The sequence below is a fragment of the Synechococcus sp. BO 8801 genome (genome assembly GCF_002252675.1).
Lineage (GTDB): Bacteria > Cyanobacteriota > Cyanobacteriia > PCC-6307 > Cyanobiaceae > Cyanobium.
Genome location: NZ_NQKY01000008.1, coordinates 80,483 through 97,073 on the forward strand (window position 1 = coordinate 80,483; position 16,591 = coordinate 97,073).

Sequence of the window (16,591 nt, forward strand, 5' to 3'; positions counted from 1 at the left end):
GCACGGCCGATCTCAGAGAACGCGGCTCAGAACTGCTCCAGGAAGCGCAGATCGCTGTTGAACAGCCGGCGGATGTCGTCGATGCCGTGGCGCACCATGCAGAACCGCTCCACCCCCAGGCCGGCGGCGAAGCCGCTCCAGCGTTCCGGATCGATGCCCAGGCCCTCCAGCACTGCCGGGTCCACCATGCCGCAGCCCATCACCTCCAGCCAGCGGCCCCGCCACTGCACGTCCACCTCGGCGGAGGGCTCGGTGAAGGGGAAATAGCTGGCCCGGAACCGCACCGGCAGATCACCGAAGAACTGCTGCAGGAAGGTGGTGACCGTGCCGCGCAGGTGGCTGAAATCCAGCCCCTCGTCGAGGGCGAGCACCTCCACCTGGTGGAACACCGGCGAGTGGGTGGCATCCACCGCATCGCGCCGGTAGACCCGCCCGGGGGCGATCACCCGCACCGGCGGGGGGTTGGCCTCGAGGTGGCGGATCTGCACGGGGGAGGTGTGGGTGCGGAGCAGCCGGTCGCCCCCCAGGTAGAAGGTGTCCTGCATGTCCCGGGCCGGGTGGTGCTCCGGGATGTTGAGGGCGGTGAAGTTGTAGTGGTCGGTTTCGATCTCGGGCCCTTCGGAAACCCGGTAGCCGAGGCCGGCGAAGATGTCGACGATCTCCTCGATCGTGCTCTGCAGCGGATGGCGGTGGCCCGGCGGCACGTAGCTGCAGCCCGCCGTCACATCGATCCGCTCCCGCTCCAGCCGCTCCGCCATGGCGGCGCTGCGGACGGCCTCGAGCCTGGCGCCCAGCAGCTGCTGCACCTGGTCCTTGAGGAGGTTGGCCCGCTGGCCCACCAGGGGGCGCTCCTCACCGGGGAGGCGGCCCATGGCACCGAGCACCCCGGAGAGCCGTCCCTTCTTGCCCAGCAGGCCCACCCGCAGCTCCTCAAGGGCCGTGGCGTCCCCGGCGGCGGCGATGGCGGCGGCGGCCTCCGCCTCCAGGCGCTCCAGCTGGTCGGTGAGCTGCTGCAGGCTGACGGTGGTGCTCACGGCACGGATCGGGGGGAGGAAGCGACTGTAGGCAGCAGCGTCTAGCTTGCCGGCAGTCCACGCGGTCGAGGCCGATGGCACCGCTCCGGATCCTGATCAGCAACGACGACGGGGTGTTCGCCGACGGCATCCAGGCCCTGGCGGCCGAGGCCGTCGGCCGCGGCCACACCGTCACCGTGGTCTGCCCGGACCGGGAGCGCTCCGCCACCGGCCACGGACTCACCCTCCAGACCCCGTTGCGGGCGGAGCGGGCCGACGAACTCTTCGCGGCGGGCGTCACCGCCTGGGCCTGCAGCGGCACCCCCTCCGACTGCGTCAAGCTGGCCCTGTTCCGGCTGCTGGAGCAGCCGCCGGACCTGGTGCTCTCCGGCATCAACCACGGCCCCAACCTCGGCACCGACGTGCTCTATTCGGGCACCGTCTCGGCGGCGATGGAGGGCACGATCGAGGGACTGCCGGCCTTGGCGGTGAGCAGCGCCGACTTCCACTGGCGTCGCTTCGAGGCGGCGGCGGCCCTGGCCCTTGATGTGGCCGAGCGGATGCTGGCCACCAGCTGGCCCGAGGGGCTGCTGCTCAATCTCAACGTCCCGCCCCGGCCCGCCGCAGACCTCGCCCCGCTGCGCTGGTGCCGCACGGCCGTGCGGCGCTACATCGATCAGTTCGAGAAACGCACCGATCCCCGTGGCCGCACCTACTACTGGCTGGCCGGCGAAGTGGTCGACGACCTCGAGGGCACCGGCGCCGGTCCGGCCGAATGGCCCACCGATGTGGCCTGGGTGCAGCAGGGCGGACCGTCCCTGACGCCCCTGCAGCCCGAACTCTTCTGGCGGGGCTCCGTCGCCTCATTGCCGGCCGTGGAGGCCTTGGGCGATCAGGTCTTGCGATAGATCCGCTGCAGCAGCCACAAGCTGAGGATCAGGGCGATCAGGTGGGCGAACAGCACCTGGGTGTTGCTCAGCACCGAAAGCATCTCGATCGAGGTGATCGGCAGCCCCACCACCCGGCCGCCGCTGCCTGGGGTCCCCTGCATCTGGGCCCCGAAGAAGCCCGGCACCTGCTGGGAGGCCTGCACGAAGAGGCTGCCGGCCAGGGCCTGATAGCCCACCGCCGCGAGGGTGAGCCCGCCCAGGTCGGCCAATAGACCGCGTTTCACCAGGCGCGTGGTTTCGCCCTTGCTGGGGCGTGCCGGGCTGGCCAGGGCGCGGCCGCAGCGCACCACCAGCCAGGATTGCCACAGACTCCAGAGCAGAACCAGGAATGACAGGGTGGTGAGGGAAAGGCCGGGGCCCAGCCCCAGGGCACGGGAGGAGTTGGCCGCCATCTGGCCGCCGATGTTGTTGAAGATCAGCACCCCCACCACCACCACTCCGAGGGCGAGCTGGACCCAGAAGCGCACCCAGCCCATGCGGCGCAGGGCATCGGCCATGCGCTGCAGATCCAGCGTGTCGACCATGGGGAGAAGGGCGAAGGCCCCAAACTTGGCATGGGAGGATCCAGCCGGCGAGGGCCGAGGCCGTTGATCCCGCTTCACGACCCCTCCAGCGCCCTGCGCCCCACCGCCGTCGCCCTGGGCAGCTTTGATGGCCTGCATCGGGGTCACCGGAGCGTGATCGCCGCCGTCACCGCGCCCATGGCCGCCGGCCAGGAGCGGGCGGTGCCCACGGTGGTCAGCTTCTGGCCCCATCCCCGCGAGGTGCTCCACGGCGAAACGCGGCTGCGGCTCGATCTCCCGGAGGAGAAGCTGGAACTGCTCGAACCCCTCGGCATCGAGCAGCTGGTGCTGGTGCCCTTCACCCGCGAGCTGGCGGCGCTGACCCCGGAGCCCTTCGTGCGCCAGGTGCTGGCCGAACGGCTCCAGGCCCGCAGGATCGCGGTGGGCACCAACTTCCGCTTCGGCGTCGATCGCCGCGGGGACGTGGACGACCTGGCCCGCATCGGCGCCAGCTTCGGCATCGACGTGCAGGTGGTGCCGATGCTGTGGGATGGGGCCGAGCGGGTGAGCAGCAGTCGCATCCGGCGGGCCCTGGCGGCCGGCGACATCGACGAGGCGGCGCGGCTGCTGGAGCGTCCCTACCGTTTCAGCGGCCAGGTGGTGAGCGGTCGGGGCCTGGGGCGCCAGCTGGGCTGGCCCACCGCCAACCTGGCGGTGGACGGCCGAAAGTTCCTGCCGCTGGAAGGGGTCTATGCGGCCCTGGCCTGGCGCGACGGCGGCGAGGGACCGATGGCGGCGGTGATGAACCTGGGCCCCCAGCCCACCGTCGATCCCCTGGCCCCATCGGCGGTGGAGGTGCACCTGCTGGAGCGCCGGCTGGAGCTGGTGGGGGCCCATCTGACCGTGCAGCCCCTGCGGCTGCTGCGGCGCCAGCAGGCGTTCGCCAGCCTCGAGGCCCTCAGCGAGCAGATCCGGCTGGATGCCGATCGGGCCGGCGATCTCTGCCGGACACTCGGACCCCCTGGGGAGGCTTCCACCTAGGGGCAGGACATCAGTTCCTCCCGCCCGAAGAAGCCCTCCCATACCCTGGAGGCCTCACCCGCCCCGGTCCGGTGACGCCCCAGCCTCCAGTCCCGTCGCCGCCGCTGTCCGGCCGTGAGCGTGGTTCCACCCACCGTGCCGCCAGCGAGCGTGCCGCCATCGAGCGGCTGCTTGATGCCAACCTCGACCGGGCTCGGGAGGGGCTGCGGGTGCTGGAGGACTGGGCCCGCTTCGCCCTCGACCGTCCCGACCTGGTGGCCCGTACCAAGGACCTGCGCCAGCGCCTGGGGCGGCTGCACCGGACCTCCTACAAGCTGGCCCGGCACACCGCCAGCGACCCGGCCACGGGCCTGGCCCATCCGGCCCAGGCCGAACGGCAGGACGGCGCCAGTGTCCTGGCCGCCAACGCCGGACGGGTGCAGGAGGCCCTGCGGGTGCTGGAGGAGTTCGGCCGGCTTGAGGACCCGGAGCTGGCGGCCGAGGCGGCGTCGATCCGCTACGCCCTCTACGACGTGGAGGTGGATCTGCTCCAGGCCGGCCGTGACGGCGACGGGCGCCGGGCCCTGCTGCGCCGCTGCCATCTGTACCTGGTGACCAGCCCGGTGGACGGCCTGGAGGCCGTGGTGGCCGCCGCCCTGGCGGCGGGGCTGCAGCTGGTGCAGTACCGCGCCAAACCCGACGCCCCCCTGGATGACCGGAGTCGCTTCGCCCAGGCCAGCGCCCTGCGCCAGCTCTGCCACCGCCATGGCGCCCTGTTCCTGGTCAACGACCGCATCGACCTGGCCCTGGCGGTGGGGGCCGACGGCGTCCACCTCGGCCAGGGCGACCTGCCGCCCTCGGTGGCCCGCCGCCTGCTGGGGCCCGACCGGCTGATCGGCCGCAGCACCCACCGGCTCGAGGACTTGCGCCAGGCGGTCGCCGATGGCTGCGACTACGTGGGGGTGGGGCCCGTCAACGCCACGCCCACCAAGCCCGGCCGCGAGCCGGTGGGGCTGGCCTACGTGACCCAGGCGGCGGCGGAATCCCCCCTGCCCTTCTTCGCCATCGGCGGCATCGATCCGGGCAACCTGGCCGCCGTGCGCCGTGCCGGGGCGGATCGGGTGGCGGTGGTGCGGGCCATCACGGCCGCCGCCGACCCCGGCGCCGCGGTCGCCGCCCTGCTGGCGGGGCTGGAGGCTGAGGCATGACGGGTGGCATGACGGGAGACCTGCTGCTGCGGGTCAATGGGGAAGCGCGCCGCTGCCCCGCGGGTCTGTGTCTCGATGCCGTGCTCGTGGCGCTCGGCTACCAGCCGCGTCTGGTGGTGGTGGAGTTCAACGGTGAGATCCTGCCCAGGGATCGCTGGCCAGCCCAGGCTGTGGTGGAATCCGATGTGCTGGAAGTGGTCACCATCGTGGGGGGCGGTTCCTAGATTCCTGCCATCGCAACGTCGTACCCCATGGGTTCCCGCTTGTTCCGGCGCCTGGCCGGTCTGATGGTCGTGCCCGTGCTGGTGGCCGGCCTGGTGATCGCCTCCCCGCCGCCGGCCCAGGCCGCCAGCGGTGGTCGCATCGGTGGTGGCAGCTTCCGTTCGGCGCCCTCCATGCCCCGCAGCTACGGCGGCGGCGGTGGCTACGGGGGCGGCAGCTTCGGCGGCGGCGGCTACCGGGGCGGCGGCATCGGCTTCCCCTTCATCGTGCCGATCTTCGGTTTCGGTGGCGGCGGCCTGTTCGGTTTTCTGATCCTGATGGCCGTGGCCGGCGTGGTGGTCAACGCCCTGCGCGGCGGTGGCGGCGGCCCGGCCCTGGCGGGTTCCGGTTCCGAGCTTTCCTACAGGCCACGCCCGGACGGGCCGGTCTCGATCGCCCAGGTCCAGGTGGGCCTGCTGGCGTCCGCCCGCGATCTCCAGGACGATCTGCGCCGGCTGGCCGGTTCGTCGGACACCTCCAGCAGCAGCGGCCTGCAGCGGGTGCTGCAGGAAACCAGCCTCTCCCTGCTGCGCCATCCCGATCTCTGGGTGTACGCCAACGGCGAAGTGGGCCAGGTGCCCTTCGCCAGCGCCGAATCCACCTTCAACCGGCTCTCCATGCAGGAGCGCAGCAAGCTGGAACGCGAACTCACCGCCAACGTGGCCGGGCGCCGCTTCAGTGAGCCCGCCCCCGTGGCCCCCGGTGCCAGCGATGCCGCCAGCGATTTCATCGTCGTCACCCTGCTGGTGGCCAGCCGGCGCAACCTGGCGATCAAGGGGGCCGGCACCGCCGACGACCTGCGCGATTCGCTCCAGAAACTCGGTGCAGTCGGCGCGGACGATCTGCTGGCCATCGAGGTGATCTGGCAGCCGGAAGGGGCCGGCGAGGTGCTCACCACCGAGCAGGTGATCACGGCCTACCCCAACCTGCAGCATCTCTGAACCTGCGGCCTTGCCGGCCGGCCTGCCGTCCCCCACACTGCGCGGCAGAAGCCGCAGGCGCCGATGCCTCCCCATCGGATCAGCTGGATCAACTCCCCGGTGCTGCTGGAGGCCATCGAGCGTTACGAGCAGGGCCGTCTGCCGCGCCCCCTGGCCCTCTGGCTCCAGACCGTGCTGGAGCTGGAGGCTCCTCCGGCGGGTCCCCTGCGTCCCGGCGGCTGATCAGCCGGCCCGGTCCAGCTGCAGGATCCGCAGGGCGGCCATGGCGGCCCCGTAGCCGTTGTCGATGTTCACCACGGTGAGCCCGGGGGCGCAGCTGGCCAGCATGCCCATCAGGGCCGCCTGGCCGCCGGCGCTCACCCCATAGCCCACCGCCACCGGCACCCCGATCACCGGCTGGGGCAGCAGGCCGGCCAGCACGGTGGGCAGGGCCCCCTCCATGCCGGCGCAGGCGATCAGCACCCGGGCCTGGCGCAGCCCCTCCAGCTGCCCCAGGAGCCGGTGCAGTCCGGCCACGCCCACGTCGAGCACCAGGTCGCTGGCCACCCCATGGCAGGCCAGGCCCAGGCGCGCCTCGGCCGCCACCGTGAGGTCGCTGCTGCCGCCGCCGAGCACCGCCACCCGCCCGAGGGCCGGATCCGGCGGCGGCGGTGCGGGCCAGGTGAGGCAGCGGGCCAGCGGATGGTGGACGGGGGCTTCCCCGTCCCCGAGGGCCCCAAGGGCGTCCAAGCGCTCCTGGAGCCGCCGCTCCACCGCCGCGGCCTTCTCCGCCGACATGCGGGTCACCAGGGCCAGCTCCCCGGCCCGGCGCATCTCCAGCATCACGGCGGCGATCTGCTCGACGCTCTTGTGCTCGCCCCAGACCGCCTCCACCATGCCGAGCCGCCCGCGGCGGCCCAGGTCGAGCCGGGCGTCCTCGCTCAACGCCCCTCCTCCTCCACCGGCGGGGTCAGAGCCACCCACTCCAATTCGCCGGCGTGGACCAGGGGAAAGGGGTTGGCGGCCCCGGCCAGCCACCGGGCCTCAGGATCGCGGGACAGGGCCCGCCGGGCCGCGACCTCGAACCGACCCTGCACCGCATCGATCTCGCTGGCCGGGATGGCCAGCCACTGGCGGCGGCTGCGCCAGCGGATCAGCAGCAGACCTTCCTCCCGTTCCGCGTCCCAGAGCAGCTCCCGGCCCAGGAAGCCGTCCTGGCGTTGCAGCCACGGTCCCCAGCTCTCCTCCTCCGCCTGCAGCCAGGCCCCCCGGGCGTCGGCGGGCACCTTCACCCTCAGGTGCTCCACCACCGGCCCCTGGGGCTGGGCGAGGGCGGCCGGGGTGGCGGCCTGGGCCGTGGCGGGAAGGCCGACCAGCACGACAGTGAGCAGGAAGAACGCGGCCAGCAAGGTAGCCAGCCAGCGGTTCGGTCGACGGATCACGGCCGCTGCAGCAGCGCCACCGCATGGCAGGCGATGCCCTCCTGGCGGCCCGTGGGCCCGAGTCCCTCGTTGGTGGTCGCCTTGACCCCCACCTGCTCAGGGGCCAGGCCCATGCGGCCGGCGATCGCCTCCCGCATGGCGGCGATGTGGGGCTTGAGCCGGGGCCGCTCCGCCACCACCACCGTGTCGACGTTCAGCACGAGCCAGCCCCGCTCCGCCACCAGCGCCACCACCTGCTCCAGCAGCACCAGGCTGTCGGCGCCACGCCAGCGCTCGTCCTCCGGCGGAAAGTGGGTGCCGATGTCCCCCAGGCTGAGGGCCCCCAGCAGGGCATCCATCAGGGCGTGCACGAGTACGTCGGCGTCGCTGTGGCCGTCCAGCCCCAGGCCGTCGGGGTGCTCCAGGCGCACGCCGCCCAGGATCAGGGGACGGCCGGGGACGAGCCGGTGGATGTCGTAGCCGTTGCCGATGCGCAGCTGCATGGGGGGCGGTGGGGGCGGATCCAGTGTCGCCGGTGCGGGGCGATGGCGCGCCTCAGGTTTCCTGCTCCGCCTGCCACTGGGCCAGCAGGTCGGCGCGGCGCTCGCGGGTGCGGGCCACCTGCTGCTCCTGGCGCCAGCGGGCGATGGCGCCATGGTCGCCGCTGCGCAGCACCTCCGGCACCGCCATGCCGCGGAACTCCGCCGGCCGGGTGTAGTGGGGGTGCTCCAGCAGCAGGCTGCTGTGGCTTTCGGCTTCGAGGCAGTCCGGTGAACCCACGGTGCCGGGAAGCAGCCGCACCACGCCGCTGATCACCACCAGGGCCGGCAGCTCCCCGCCGGTGAGCACGAAATCGCCCAGGGACACCTCCTCGTCCGCCAGGGGCCGGATGCGCTCGTCGAAGCCCTCGTAGTGGCCGCAGAGCAGCACCAGCTGGTCGTGCTCGGAGGCCCAGCGGCGCAGGTCGCGCTGGTGCAGCGGCTGGCCCTGGGGGCTCATCAGCAGCACGCGGCGGCGCGGCAGCACCGGGATCGCCTCGAAGGCGGCGTAGACCGGCTCGGGCTTGAGCACCATGCCGGCACCGCCGCCGTAGGGCACGTCGTCCACCTTGCGGTAGCGATCGGTGGCGTGGTCGCGGGGGTTGTGGGTGTGGACCTCGGCGATGCCGGCGGCGAAGGCACGGCCGATCACCCCCAGCCCCAGCAGGGGCGTGAAGGCGTCCGGCACCAGGCTCACCACGTCGAAGCGCATGGGGAGCTCAGCCGGCGGGTCGGCTGACCCGCCGGATCTCGGAGCTGAAGCTGGCCCGGCCCGGGCGGCCGTCGGGGTGGTGCTCCACGCTGCTGCGCAGGCGCAGGTTGGCCTTGGTGAACCAGATCCGCTCCCGCACCGACGCCCCGGCCCGCTCGCTGGTCAGCTCCAGGCTCCCATCCGGCCACAGCTGCCAGTGCCCCGTGCTGGCGGCCCCGTCCGGGGCGCTGCCCTGGAAGCCGCCGTCGGGACGGAACAGCAGCCGGTGGCGGCCACCGCCGGGTGGGGTGATCTCCAGCCCTCCCGGCTCGCCGCTCTGCTCAGGGGCCAGGTAGGTGACCGTCAGTTCGCCCCGCTCGGAGCTGTGCCAGCTGGCCTCGTCCGCCTCGGCCTCCCGCGCCGCCTCTGCCGCCTCCTCGAGGCTGAAGCAGCTGCGCAGGGAGAGCCAGTCGCCGGCGCAGAAGGCCAGGAACGCCGCGATCGTCTCGGGAGGGAAGGGGGCGGCGGGCGGCTCGGTCGCGCTGGTCACGGAGGGGGCGGCGGGAGATCGGGGCCGGTGGGCCCCGGTTGGGATCCTCGCAAACCCCCCGCTGCAGGGGTGCGCTGTGGGGGCTGCAGAGCGCCGGCGGCCTCAGTCGCCCCGGTAGCCCAGCTCGGCCAGCCGGCCCGGATGGCTGCGCCAGTTGGGCACCACCTTGACGAACAGCTCGAGGTACACCGGACCGTCGAACACCTTCTGCATCTGCAGCCGCGCCCCCTGGCCGATCGCCTTGAGCATCTGCCCCCCCTTGCCGATCAGGATGCCCTTCTGGCTGCTGCGCTCCACCAGCACGGTGGCGAGCACGGCCGTGCGCACCTTGCCCTTCGCCTCCTCCTCCACGATCCGCTCGATCCGCACCGCCACCGAGTGGGGCACCTCCTCCCGGGTGAGGGTCAGCACCTGCTCCCGGATCAGCTCCGCCAGCAGCAGCTGCTCCGGCTGGTCGCTGACCGTGTCGGCCGGGTAGAGCAGGGGGCCCGGCGGCAGGTCGGCCGCCAGGGCCTCCACCAGGGCCTGGCAGCCATCGCCGTTGAGGGCGCTGCAGGGGTGCAGGGGCCAGGTCACGGGGCGATCGCCACCCTCCGCCATCAGCTCCCGGTAGGTGGCGGCCAGATCCTCGGCGTCGGCGCCGACCCGGTCGCTCTTGTTGAGGGCCACATGCACCGGCACGCGGCTGTGGCGGAGCAGGTCGACGATGAACCCGTCCCCCCGGCCGGCCGGCTGGCTGGCATCCACCAGCAGCAGCACCACATCCACCTCGCCGATGGCACCCCGGGCGCTCTGGACGAGGCGTTCCCCCAGCAGGTGATGGGGTTTGTGGATCCCCGGGGTGTCCAGCAGGATCAGCTGGGCGGCGGGGGTGGTGAGGATGGCCCGCAGCCGGTTGCGGGTGGTCTGGGCCACGGGGGAGGTGATGGCCACCTTCTGGCCCACCAGCTGGTTGAGCAGGGTGGATTTGCCCACGTTCGGCCGGCCGATCAGGGCCACGAAGCCGGAACGGAAGACAGGCGCTTCAGGGTTGCCCTCATCGGGCTGGGCATCGCCGGGGCTGGCGGTCGGGGCGCTCGGGTCCATAGCCTCAACACTGCCAGTCCGCGGGCCCCGCCGCCCGTCCGCCGCCATGACCGATGACGCCCCGCTGACCGAGACCCCCTTGAACGGGACCCCCCTGGCGCCGAGCTTCCCCCAGGCGATGGAGATCGCGGCCCAGTGGATCGGTCTCTGGGAAGCCGGGGAACTCAGCGATGAGGTGCTGGCCGATCGGGTGGGGGAGCTGGTGGCGAGCCGGGACGGGGCCCGTGGCTTTTTCGTGGTCGGCCTCACCGGCGAGGCGCCCCTGCTCGACCGGCTGCCGGAACCCCTGGTGGTCGCCCTGCGGCAGGTGGGTCCGGGGGTGGTGGATCTCACCGCGCGCAATCTGGCCATGAGCACGGCGATGGTGCTGCACCACCGCCGTTCAGGGGACCTGGAGCACCAGGCCGGCTCGGAGCGCGTCCAGCTGCGCAGCACCGAGCTGCTGCGCCAGCTGGAGCCGGTGGCCGTGAAGCAGCGCCTCGAGACCCTGCTGGCGGCCGCCGCGGAGGACGGTGCAACCGAGGCGGTGGTGGCGGAGGACAGGGCCTTCCTCGACCGCTGGGGGTACGACGCCGAACAGCGTCAGGCAATCGCCGCCGCCATCGAGGCCGTGGCTGACTGAGCCACGAACCCGGCAAACATCCTGGCCTGGGCCTCAGAACTTCAGGTAGAGCAGCGTCATGGCCTGAAGGGCGTCGAAAGTGACGCCATCGGGCAGGAAGACGTAGTTGACGTTGAACCCGAGGGTCACGTTCTGGGTGATGTTCAGATCGACGCCGCCGGTGAGCATGGCGTTCGTCTGGCCGGTGGAATAGGTGTTGGTGGCGATACCGCCCCCCAGGTAGGGGGAGACCACGGAGCGACGGAACAGATCCAGGGTGAGGGGCAACTGGAAGGAGGTCTGGCCGTTGTAGCGGCCCAGCACATCACGGTTGCCGAAGATCACACTGGGACGCAGGGAGACCGCCAGGGTTTCATTGAGTTTGTACCCGATCCGACCGGTGAACACCCCGCTGTTGGGCAGGTCACTGCCGAAATTGACGCCCCCACCGATGCCGTAGATGCCCACGTTCTCGATCGGTTTGCCCTGACGCGGCACGATCGCCAGCTCGGCGGGATCCCGGTTGGCCGGAGGCGGGAGGTAGTCGGCAGGAAGGGTGGCCGCGTCGGTGACGGGTTCCCAGCCGGCCGCCGCGGGCTCCGGGGCGATGGGGACCCAGGGAGCCGGTGGCGCCGGCAGCGACTGGGCCCGACCCGGATCGGCAGCCAGGGCCAGGGCCAGCCAGGCCAGACCGACCAGGGCGCCGCCGCCTGGGTGGAGCCGGATCCGCTTCACTGGGCCACCACGGCGCCGGCTGGACCGGCCGGGGCCGGGGTGGGGGCGGGAGCTTCCGCCACAGGGGCCACCGTGGCAGCGGCCGGGGGCGGTGGCGGGGCGATCGGGGCGCTGCTGGCCACCGGCGAGACCCGCACAGGGGCGGGGGTGGCCCTGTCCTCAGCAGGGAGCGGCTGCAGGTTCACGACCGTGGGGGTGACGGTCCCGGGGGCCTGGGCCGGCTGGCGGCTGGACCACTCCTTGATGTCCTCGATCACCGCGGGATCGTCCGGCTGGCTGAGCACATCGACGCTGCCGTCGGCCTGGATCGCAAGGGGCACCTGGGTGGGCTTGCTGACCCGGGTCGAGGGCACATGGATGACCCGGGCCTGCTGGAGCTTGGCCGTCTTGGTGGGCGTGGGGGTCGGCAGGGTGCGGATCGCCTGGCGCATCGGTTCCCTCAGGTTCTGGGGAATGGGAGCCATCGGATCGCCGCTGCTGGCCCAGCGGGCCCGCTCCGCCCGGGCCACGGTCGGCATGGCGGGCAGGCCAAGGTCCTGGATGGTGAGCACACCACCGAGGAGCTCGGAATTCGAGAAGTTGCGCTGCAGCAGGGTCTGGGCGCTGCCCAGGCCGGTGGTGCCGAGGGGAGGCCCATCGATGCGGAAGGACGCCGGGCGGGACGGGGCCTTGGCCAACTGGACCGGGGCGGTGCTCCGGCGGGCGACCGCCGGACGGCGACCGGGATCGGGCCGGGCGCGCGACACGTTGGAGGGACCGCTGAGATCGAGGCTGCGTGCGAGGGGGGCATCCAGCAGCGAACCGATCTTTTCGGAGGCCGAACTCAGCACATGGCCGGTGGTGGTGCCCAGGTCGTCGAGGGGCGAGGAGGTGTCGGGCGCTGGGGTGGTGGCCGTTGCTTCCGGCGCTGAGGCGATTGCTTCGTCCGTCCCCTTCGGATCAGCCGGCTGGGGGATGGTCATGTCCTTGACCCGCGACTGCCAGCGGTCGTGGGCATCGATGGCCAGCAGCGGCAGCCAGATGGACTGGCTCAGCAGGGCCCAGGCGATGGCTTTGGGGCTGATGGTGGGTTCGCGGTACATGGGAGGGCTCGAGAAGCGGTTTTCAGCGGAAGTTGTTGTTGTTTCTGTTGCCGTTGAATGTATCTCGGAAGAAATAATAGGAGCTGGCGGCCTGACTGAGGGGAACGATGACCTGATTGATGACGTCGAGGGCCTCGGCGTAGAAGGTGCGATTGACGATGATCGTGTCCCTGTCCCGGAGCGGGGGATTCAGCCCCTTGGAGACGCCGATCCCATCCCGGTAGCTGTAGACCTCCCGGGTGGTGGTGCCGTTGCGGTTGAGGCGGACGAGCTCGATGTCGTTCTTGTTGGCCCGCCAGTTCTCCGCACCACCGGCCCGGAAGATGGCCTCGGCCAGGGGGGTGTTGGCGGGAAGGCTGAGGTTGCCGGGGCTGCGGACCTCGCCGATCACCGAGACATTGATGGTGGCCGGGGCCAGGTTGGTGGCGCCGATCTGGAGGATTTCCTCGGGGATCAGATCCTCCGTGCGGGCGACCACGATCGTGTCGCCGTCGAACAGGATCGGGTTCTGCCGCTGGTTGCCGACCTGGAAGACCTGGGCCAGGTCCAGAACGGTCTGCTTCTGACTGCCGTCGGGCCCGGCCAGACGCCGCAGCAGCACCTTGCGGATGTCGGCGTTCAGGGTGACGCCGCCGGCGGTCTGGATCGCGGAAACTGGTGTGGAGAAGGAGGCCAGGGGGTAGAGGCCAGGACGACCCACCTCGCCGATGATGGTCACCTTCACGGGGCGGGGCGAAACGAGGCTGAGGATCAGCTCAGGCCGCACCAGCTGCTTCGCGTAGAGCGAGGTGAGCCAGCGGGTGGCCTGGCCGATGGTCAGGCCGGTGAGCTGCACCGATCCCAGGAGCGACAGGGTCGAAGTGCCGTCGGGAAGGATGGAGACCGCACCGCCGATGGCGGAGGCGGAAGGGTCGGTGAAGGTGAGTTGCAGACCATCCCCGGGGCCGAGGACGTAAAGATCGTTGTAGACCTCCGTGACCGTGAGGGGCAGAGGGGCCGAGGAGGCGGGGCCAGCCAGGGGAGCGGCGCTCACGGCCGCGGCACCGCGCCAGGGGGAATGGGGCGCCACCCCCTGGGGCACCGAGGCCTTCAGTCCTGTCGGAGCCACCATCGCACCGACCAGACCCAGTGCGCCGAGGGAGGAAAGACGCCGCCGGATCGTGGGGCGAAGGCTCCTGCCACGGGAGGTTCCGTCAGATGCTGCAGATCCCTGACCTGCGGCAGATTCCCGGCGTGCCGACTGGCCTGCAGATCCCTGGCGTACAGATGTTCTGGGAGGAGAAGCCACCGAAGGACATTAATCGGATTACCACCATAGACGCCCGAGTCAAGGGGGCATTCTTTGCTGGTTGCCATTATCATCGGCTCAACTTTCCCTGCGGTTCATAACGTGACAACGACGGGTGTTCCTCCTGAGACCTTTCCGGGTGGAACCGCGCGCCCGCTGTCCCTTCCCGCCGCGGGTGGTCCGGGTCCAGGCGCTTTCGATCCGTCGCAGCAGAGCCCCCTCAGCCCCATCGGCGAGGGCCAGTCCGGCGGCGGCGGCCTGGGGGGCCTCGTACGGACGGTCAAGCGCCGTCAGTCCATCTTTCTGATCACCTTCGCGGTGGTGACCGGCGTTCTGGCGATCAACACGCTGCGTCAGCGCATCTTCTCCCCCGTCTACCAGGGGGGGTTCCAGATGCAGATCAGCAACCCCTTCGACAACCCTGGCGGCGGCGGCGGCGGCGGTTCCGTTGAGACGATCGCCCGCAGCGAGATCAAGACCGATGTGCCCAGTCTCATCGTTCTGATGCGCAGCCCCCTGCTGCTCGGGCCGGTCGCCCAGCGTCAGGGCGTGCCGCTCCGGGCCCTGGAGAGCAACCTTTCCATCAACCAGGAGTCGGCCCGGGTCGACAACGTCCTCAACGTGTCGCTGCGCTGGCCCGATCCAGCCAAGGGCAAGGCGATCCTGCGGCAGCTCGCCAAGGATTACACCGCCTTCTCCCTGACCCAGCGCCAGGCGGCGGTCAACTCCGGCGTCCGCTTCCTCGACGAGCAGGCCCCCGCGATCGAGGAACGGGTCACCAAGCTCTCCCAGGAGATGCTCAGGTTCCGGGAACGCAACAATTTCGTTGACCCGGCCACGGCGGCCAGCCAGATCCTCGGGGCCCGCGAAGGTCTGGTCAACCAGCTGCGCACCCTTCAGAACGAGCAGGTGCAGCTCGACAGCCAGCTGAAATCGATCCAGACCGGCAAGCTGCAGTTCACCCCCAGCGGTGCCCCCACCGCCCTTGAGCAGCTGGGTCGGAACAGCGTTCTGGTGCCGGGCAGGGGGGGATCTTCCGGAGCCGAGGCTGCCAGCGGCACCAAGACGCCCCTTGACCTCCTCAACCAGTTTGAACAGGAACTGGCCACCGCCAAGGGCACGTTCAAGGACAACTCTCCGATCGTTCAGTCCCTGATCGCCCGCCGCAACCAGTTGCTCCCCGTTGTGCAGCGGCAGGCTGCCGACGCCGTCAAGGCCCGGCTGCTTTCCAACGTGGCCCAGCAGGATGAGATCAACCGTCAGATCCTTCTGCTGAGCGAGAACTTCCGGAACAATCCCCAGAAGATGTCGGAGTTCGAGAACATCAACCAACGGCTCTCGATCGCCAGGGAGCAGTACTCCTCCTACATCCAGGCCAGGGAGCGTTACCGGCTCGAGATGGCCCGTTCCATTTCCCCCTGGGAAGTGATCGGACCTCCCGATTTCGGCGGCAGTCCGGTGGAGCCCAACATCCAGCGCAACCTGCTGAGGGCGATCATGATCGGTCTTCTGGCCGGTCTCGGCGCCGCCATCCTCCGCGAGCGGACCGACAACGTTTTCCACACCCCCATGGAGGTGGAGAAGGACCTGCAGCTGCCGGTTCTGGGTCTGATCCCCTACCTGCCCCTCGAGCCCGGTGTCGACATCGCCACCAGCATCTCCAAGATGTCCTCGAGCGAGCGCTTCGCCATCAAGGAGTCGCTGCGCAGCCTGTTCACCACCTTCCGACTGCTCCGCGCCGACAGCAGCATCCGCATGGTGGGCATCACCTCCTCCACCCAGGGGGAAGGCAAGTCCCCCGCGGTCGCGGTGTTTTCCCGCACCCTGGCCGACCTCGGCCTCAAGGTGCTCGTCATCGACTCCGACATGCGGCTGCCGATGCAGGCCCGCTACCTGGGTGTGGAGCAGGGCGACGGCCTTTCCACCCTGCTCTCGGATTCAACGCGCAAACCGACGGATTTCATCCACTCCATCGCCGAGAACATGGACGTGCTTCCGGCCGGCCCGAAGCCGCCCGATCCGGCCAAGCTGCTCAACTCAACCCGCTGCAAGGAAGTCATGGACGAGATCCGTGCCCTTCCCGGCTACGACATCATCGTCGTGGATGCGCCTCCCTGCCTGATGCTGGCCGATCCGATCCTGCTGGGAGAGAAGCTCGACGGCATCCTCTTCCTGGTCGGCCTCGGCAAGGTGAGTCGTGAGCTGGCTCCCCAGGCCAGCCGTCGCATCCGGGCCTCCGGGGTGGATGTGCTCGGCATCATCTGCAACCAGGTCAATTTCCCCAGCCGCCTCAACGATTACGGCTACGAATACGGCTACTACTACCACTACGCCTACGCGTCGGCGTCGGGTTACGCCAAGAGCGCCAGCGAACCTTCCACCGGTGGATTCGGCAGTTATGTGCAGCGCTATCGCGACAGCTACATGAAGGGTGCCGCGACCAATTCCTACATCTCCGCCCGCTACAACGAGGGCGAATCCGACGTCAAGACCTACTACCGCGAGGACGAGGATCAGGGGTCTGCGCCCGTCGCCTCCAATGGCGGCCTCGGACCCAGCGCCGGCTCCTCCAGTTCCCTGCCTCCCGCCGAGAGGGTTTCCTCCCGTCGCCACCGTCCCTCCAGTGATGGTGGTGGCGGCCCGATGGGCTGGCTGCGCAAGCGCTTCGGGAACAGGGGCTGAGGGTTCGGTTCGTTTCAGCTCAGGGTTCGCTGCAGGTGAGG

Annotated in this window: 19 protein-coding genes; 8 read left to right on the forward strand and 11 right to left on the reverse strand. The window is 70.8% G+C overall.

Annotation, left to right across the window (positions count from 1 at the left end; genetic code table 11):
- Window positions 1-26 precede the first annotated feature (26 nt).
- Window positions 27-1,034, reverse strand: a complete 1,008-nt coding sequence (gene pheS, locus CJZ86_RS08175) for a phenylalanine--tRNA ligase subunit alpha (protein WP_094585454.1) — start codon at window positions 1,032-1,034, stop codon at window positions 27-29.
- Between the two features lie 74 nt (window positions 1,035-1,108).
- Here pheS and surE point away from each other — a divergent pair, with 74 nt between their 5' ends.
- The gene (gene surE, locus CJZ86_RS08180; RefSeq protein WP_094585455.1) at window positions 1,109-1,921 is read left to right on the forward strand and encodes a 5'/3'-nucleotidase SurE; all 813 of its coding nucleotides are present in this window, start codon (window positions 1,109-1,111) and stop codon (window positions 1,919-1,921) included.
- On the opposite strand, the gene CJZ86_RS08185 is transcribed toward surE, so the two are convergent.
- Complete coding sequence (locus CJZ86_RS08185; protein ID WP_094585456.1) at window positions 1,906-2,487, reverse strand: DUF3611 family protein; 582 nt, start codon at window positions 2,485-2,487, stop codon at window positions 1,906-1,908. The two genes, surE and CJZ86_RS08185, sit on opposite strands and share 16 nt — an antisense overlap.
- A 63-nt stretch (window positions 2,488-2,550) precedes the next feature.
- On the opposite strand from CJZ86_RS08185, the gene CJZ86_RS08190 reads away from it, so the two are divergent.
- From CJZ86_RS08190 to CJZ86_RS17110, 5 genes are all read left to right on the forward strand, one after another.
- Window positions 2,551-3,507, forward strand: coding sequence for a bifunctional riboflavin kinase/FAD synthetase (locus tag CJZ86_RS08190; RefSeq protein WP_094585457.1), 957 nt, complete (start codon window positions 2,551-2,553; stop codon window positions 3,505-3,507).
- Between the two features lie 104 nt (window positions 3,508-3,611).
- Complete coding sequence (locus CJZ86_RS08195) at window positions 3,612-4,694, forward strand: thiamine phosphate synthase (RefSeq protein WP_094585516.1); 1,083 nt, start codon at window positions 3,612-3,614, stop codon at window positions 4,692-4,694.
- 8 nt (window positions 4,695-4,702) lie between these two features.
- Window positions 4,703-4,918, forward strand: coding sequence for a sulfur carrier protein ThiS (gene thiS, locus CJZ86_RS08200; RefSeq protein WP_094585458.1), 216 nt, complete (start codon window positions 4,703-4,705; stop codon window positions 4,916-4,918).
- Between the two features lie 27 nt (window positions 4,919-4,945).
- Window positions 4,946-5,896 carry a DUF1517 domain-containing protein gene (locus CJZ86_RS08205; RefSeq protein ID WP_094585459.1) on the forward strand — a complete coding sequence of 317 codons (951 nt, stop codon included), beginning with the start codon at window positions 4,946-4,948 and terminating at the stop codon, window positions 5,894-5,896.
- A gap of 63 nt (window positions 5,897-5,959) precedes the next feature.
- Window positions 5,960-6,118 (forward strand): hypothetical protein, encoded by a 159-nt coding sequence (locus CJZ86_RS17110; RefSeq protein ID WP_094585460.1) that lies wholly within the window; start codon window positions 5,960-5,962, stop codon window positions 6,116-6,118.
- Here CJZ86_RS17110 and larB read toward each other — a convergent pair whose 3' ends face one another.
- From larB to era, 6 genes are all read right to left on the reverse strand, one after another.
- A complete protein-coding gene (larB, locus tag CJZ86_RS08215) occupies window positions 6,119-6,820 on the reverse strand; it encodes a nickel pincer cofactor biosynthesis protein LarB (protein ID WP_094585461.1) in 702 nt (233 codons plus the stop codon).
- The gene (locus tag CJZ86_RS08220) at window positions 6,817-7,317 is read right to left on the reverse strand and encodes a TIGR03792 family protein (protein WP_233133917.1); all 501 of its coding nucleotides are present in this window, start codon (window positions 7,315-7,317) and stop codon (window positions 6,817-6,819) included. The genes larB and CJZ86_RS08220 overlap by 4 nt, the downstream gene beginning before the upstream one ends.
- The gene (gene ispF / locus CJZ86_RS08225; protein WP_094585463.1) at window positions 7,314-7,799 is read right to left on the reverse strand and encodes a 2-C-methyl-D-erythritol 2,4-cyclodiphosphate synthase; all 486 of its coding nucleotides are present in this window, start codon (window positions 7,797-7,799) and stop codon (window positions 7,314-7,316) included. The genes CJZ86_RS08220 and ispF overlap by 4 nt, the downstream gene beginning before the upstream one ends.
- 52 nt (window positions 7,800-7,851) lie before the next feature.
- A complete protein-coding gene (gene trmD, locus CJZ86_RS08230; protein WP_094585464.1) occupies window positions 7,852-8,547 on the reverse strand; it encodes a tRNA (guanosine(37)-N1)-methyltransferase TrmD in 696 nt (231 codons plus the stop codon).
- A gap of 7 nt (window positions 8,548-8,554) precedes the next feature.
- A complete protein-coding gene (locus CJZ86_RS08235) occupies window positions 8,555-9,076 on the reverse strand; it encodes a phycobiliprotein lyase (protein WP_094585465.1) in 522 nt (173 codons plus the stop codon).
- A gap of 102 nt (window positions 9,077-9,178) precedes the next feature.
- Complete coding sequence (gene era / locus CJZ86_RS08240) at window positions 9,179-10,162, reverse strand: GTPase Era (protein ID WP_233133918.1); 984 nt, start codon at window positions 10,160-10,162, stop codon at window positions 9,179-9,181.
- 46 nt (window positions 10,163-10,208) lie between these two features.
- Here era and CJZ86_RS08245 point away from each other — a divergent pair, with 46 nt between their 5' ends.
- Window positions 10,209-10,784 (forward strand): sll1618 family protein, encoded by a 576-nt coding sequence (locus tag CJZ86_RS08245; protein WP_094585466.1) that lies wholly within the window; start codon window positions 10,209-10,211, stop codon window positions 10,782-10,784.
- A 33-nt stretch (window positions 10,785-10,817) separates the two neighbouring features.
- Here the strand turns inward: CJZ86_RS08245 and CJZ86_RS08250 are convergent, their stop codons facing one another.
- The 3 genes from CJZ86_RS08250 to CJZ86_RS08260 are packed head-to-tail and all read right to left on the reverse strand — an operon-like array spanning window position 10,818 to window position 13,691.
- On the reverse strand, window positions 10,818-11,498 hold the full coding sequence (locus CJZ86_RS08250; protein WP_094585467.1) for a hypothetical protein: 681 nt from the start codon (window positions 11,496-11,498) through the stop codon (window positions 10,818-10,820).
- Window positions 11,495-12,580, reverse strand: a complete 1,086-nt coding sequence (locus CJZ86_RS08255) for a hypothetical protein (RefSeq protein WP_094585468.1) — start codon at window positions 12,578-12,580, stop codon at window positions 11,495-11,497. Before CJZ86_RS08255 ends, CJZ86_RS08250 begins: the two co-directional genes overlap by 4 nt.
- A gap of 22 nt (window positions 12,581-12,602) precedes the next feature.
- On the reverse strand, window positions 12,603-13,691 hold the full coding sequence (locus CJZ86_RS08260) for an SLBB domain-containing protein (RefSeq protein WP_094585469.1): 1,089 nt from the start codon (window positions 13,689-13,691) through the stop codon (window positions 12,603-12,605).
- Window positions 13,692-14,189: 498 nt separating this feature from the next.
- Here CJZ86_RS08260 and CJZ86_RS08265 point away from each other — a divergent pair, with 498 nt between their 5' ends.
- On the forward strand, window positions 14,190-16,550 hold the full coding sequence (locus tag CJZ86_RS08265; RefSeq protein ID WP_094585470.1) for a GumC family protein: 2,361 nt from the start codon (window positions 14,190-14,192) through the stop codon (window positions 16,548-16,550).
- Window positions 16,551-16,591 lie beyond the last annotated feature (41 nt).

What these genes read in the sequence shown, in the direction of transcription:
- surE (WP_094585455.1), top strand. Translation starts at nt 1,109, where the DNA reads ATGGCACCGCTCCGGATCCTGATCAGCAACGACGACGGGGTGTTCGCC.
- CJZ86_RS08185 (WP_094585456.1), bottom strand. Translation starts at nt 2,487, where the DNA reads ATGGTCGACACGCTGGATCTGCAGCGCATGGCCGATGCCCTGCGCCGC.
- thiS (WP_094585458.1), top strand. Translation starts at nt 4,703, where the DNA reads ATGACGGGAGACCTGCTGCTGCGGGTCAATGGGGAAGCGCGCCGCTGC.
- CJZ86_RS08205 (WP_094585459.1), top strand. Translation starts at nt 4,946, where the DNA reads ATGGGTTCCCGCTTGTTCCGGCGCCTGGCCGGTCTGATGGTCGTGCCC.
- CJZ86_RS17110 (WP_094585460.1), top strand. Translation starts at nt 5,960, where the DNA reads ATGCCTCCCCATCGGATCAGCTGGATCAACTCCCCGGTGCTGCTGGAG.
- ispF (WP_094585463.1), bottom strand. Translation starts at nt 7,799, where the DNA reads ATGCAGCTGCGCATCGGCAACGGCTACGACATCCACCGGCTCGTCCCC.
- trmD (WP_094585464.1), bottom strand. Translation starts at nt 8,547, where the DNA reads ATGCGCTTCGACGTGGTGAGCCTGGTGCCGGACGCCTTCACGCCCCTG.
- era (WP_233133918.1), bottom strand. Translation starts at nt 10,162, where the DNA reads ATGGACCCGAGCGCCCCGACCGCCAGCCCCGGCGATGCCCAGCCCGAT.
- CJZ86_RS08245 (WP_094585466.1), top strand. Translation starts at nt 10,209, where the DNA reads ATGACCGATGACGCCCCGCTGACCGAGACCCCCTTGAACGGGACCCCC.
- CJZ86_RS08255 (WP_094585468.1), bottom strand. Translation starts at nt 12,580, where the DNA reads ATGTACCGCGAACCCACCATCAGCCCCAAAGCCATCGCCTGGGCCCTG.
- CJZ86_RS08260 (WP_094585469.1), bottom strand. Translation starts at nt 13,691, where the DNA reads ATGGTGGCTCCGACAGGACTGAAGGCCTCGGTGCCCCAGGGGGTGGCG.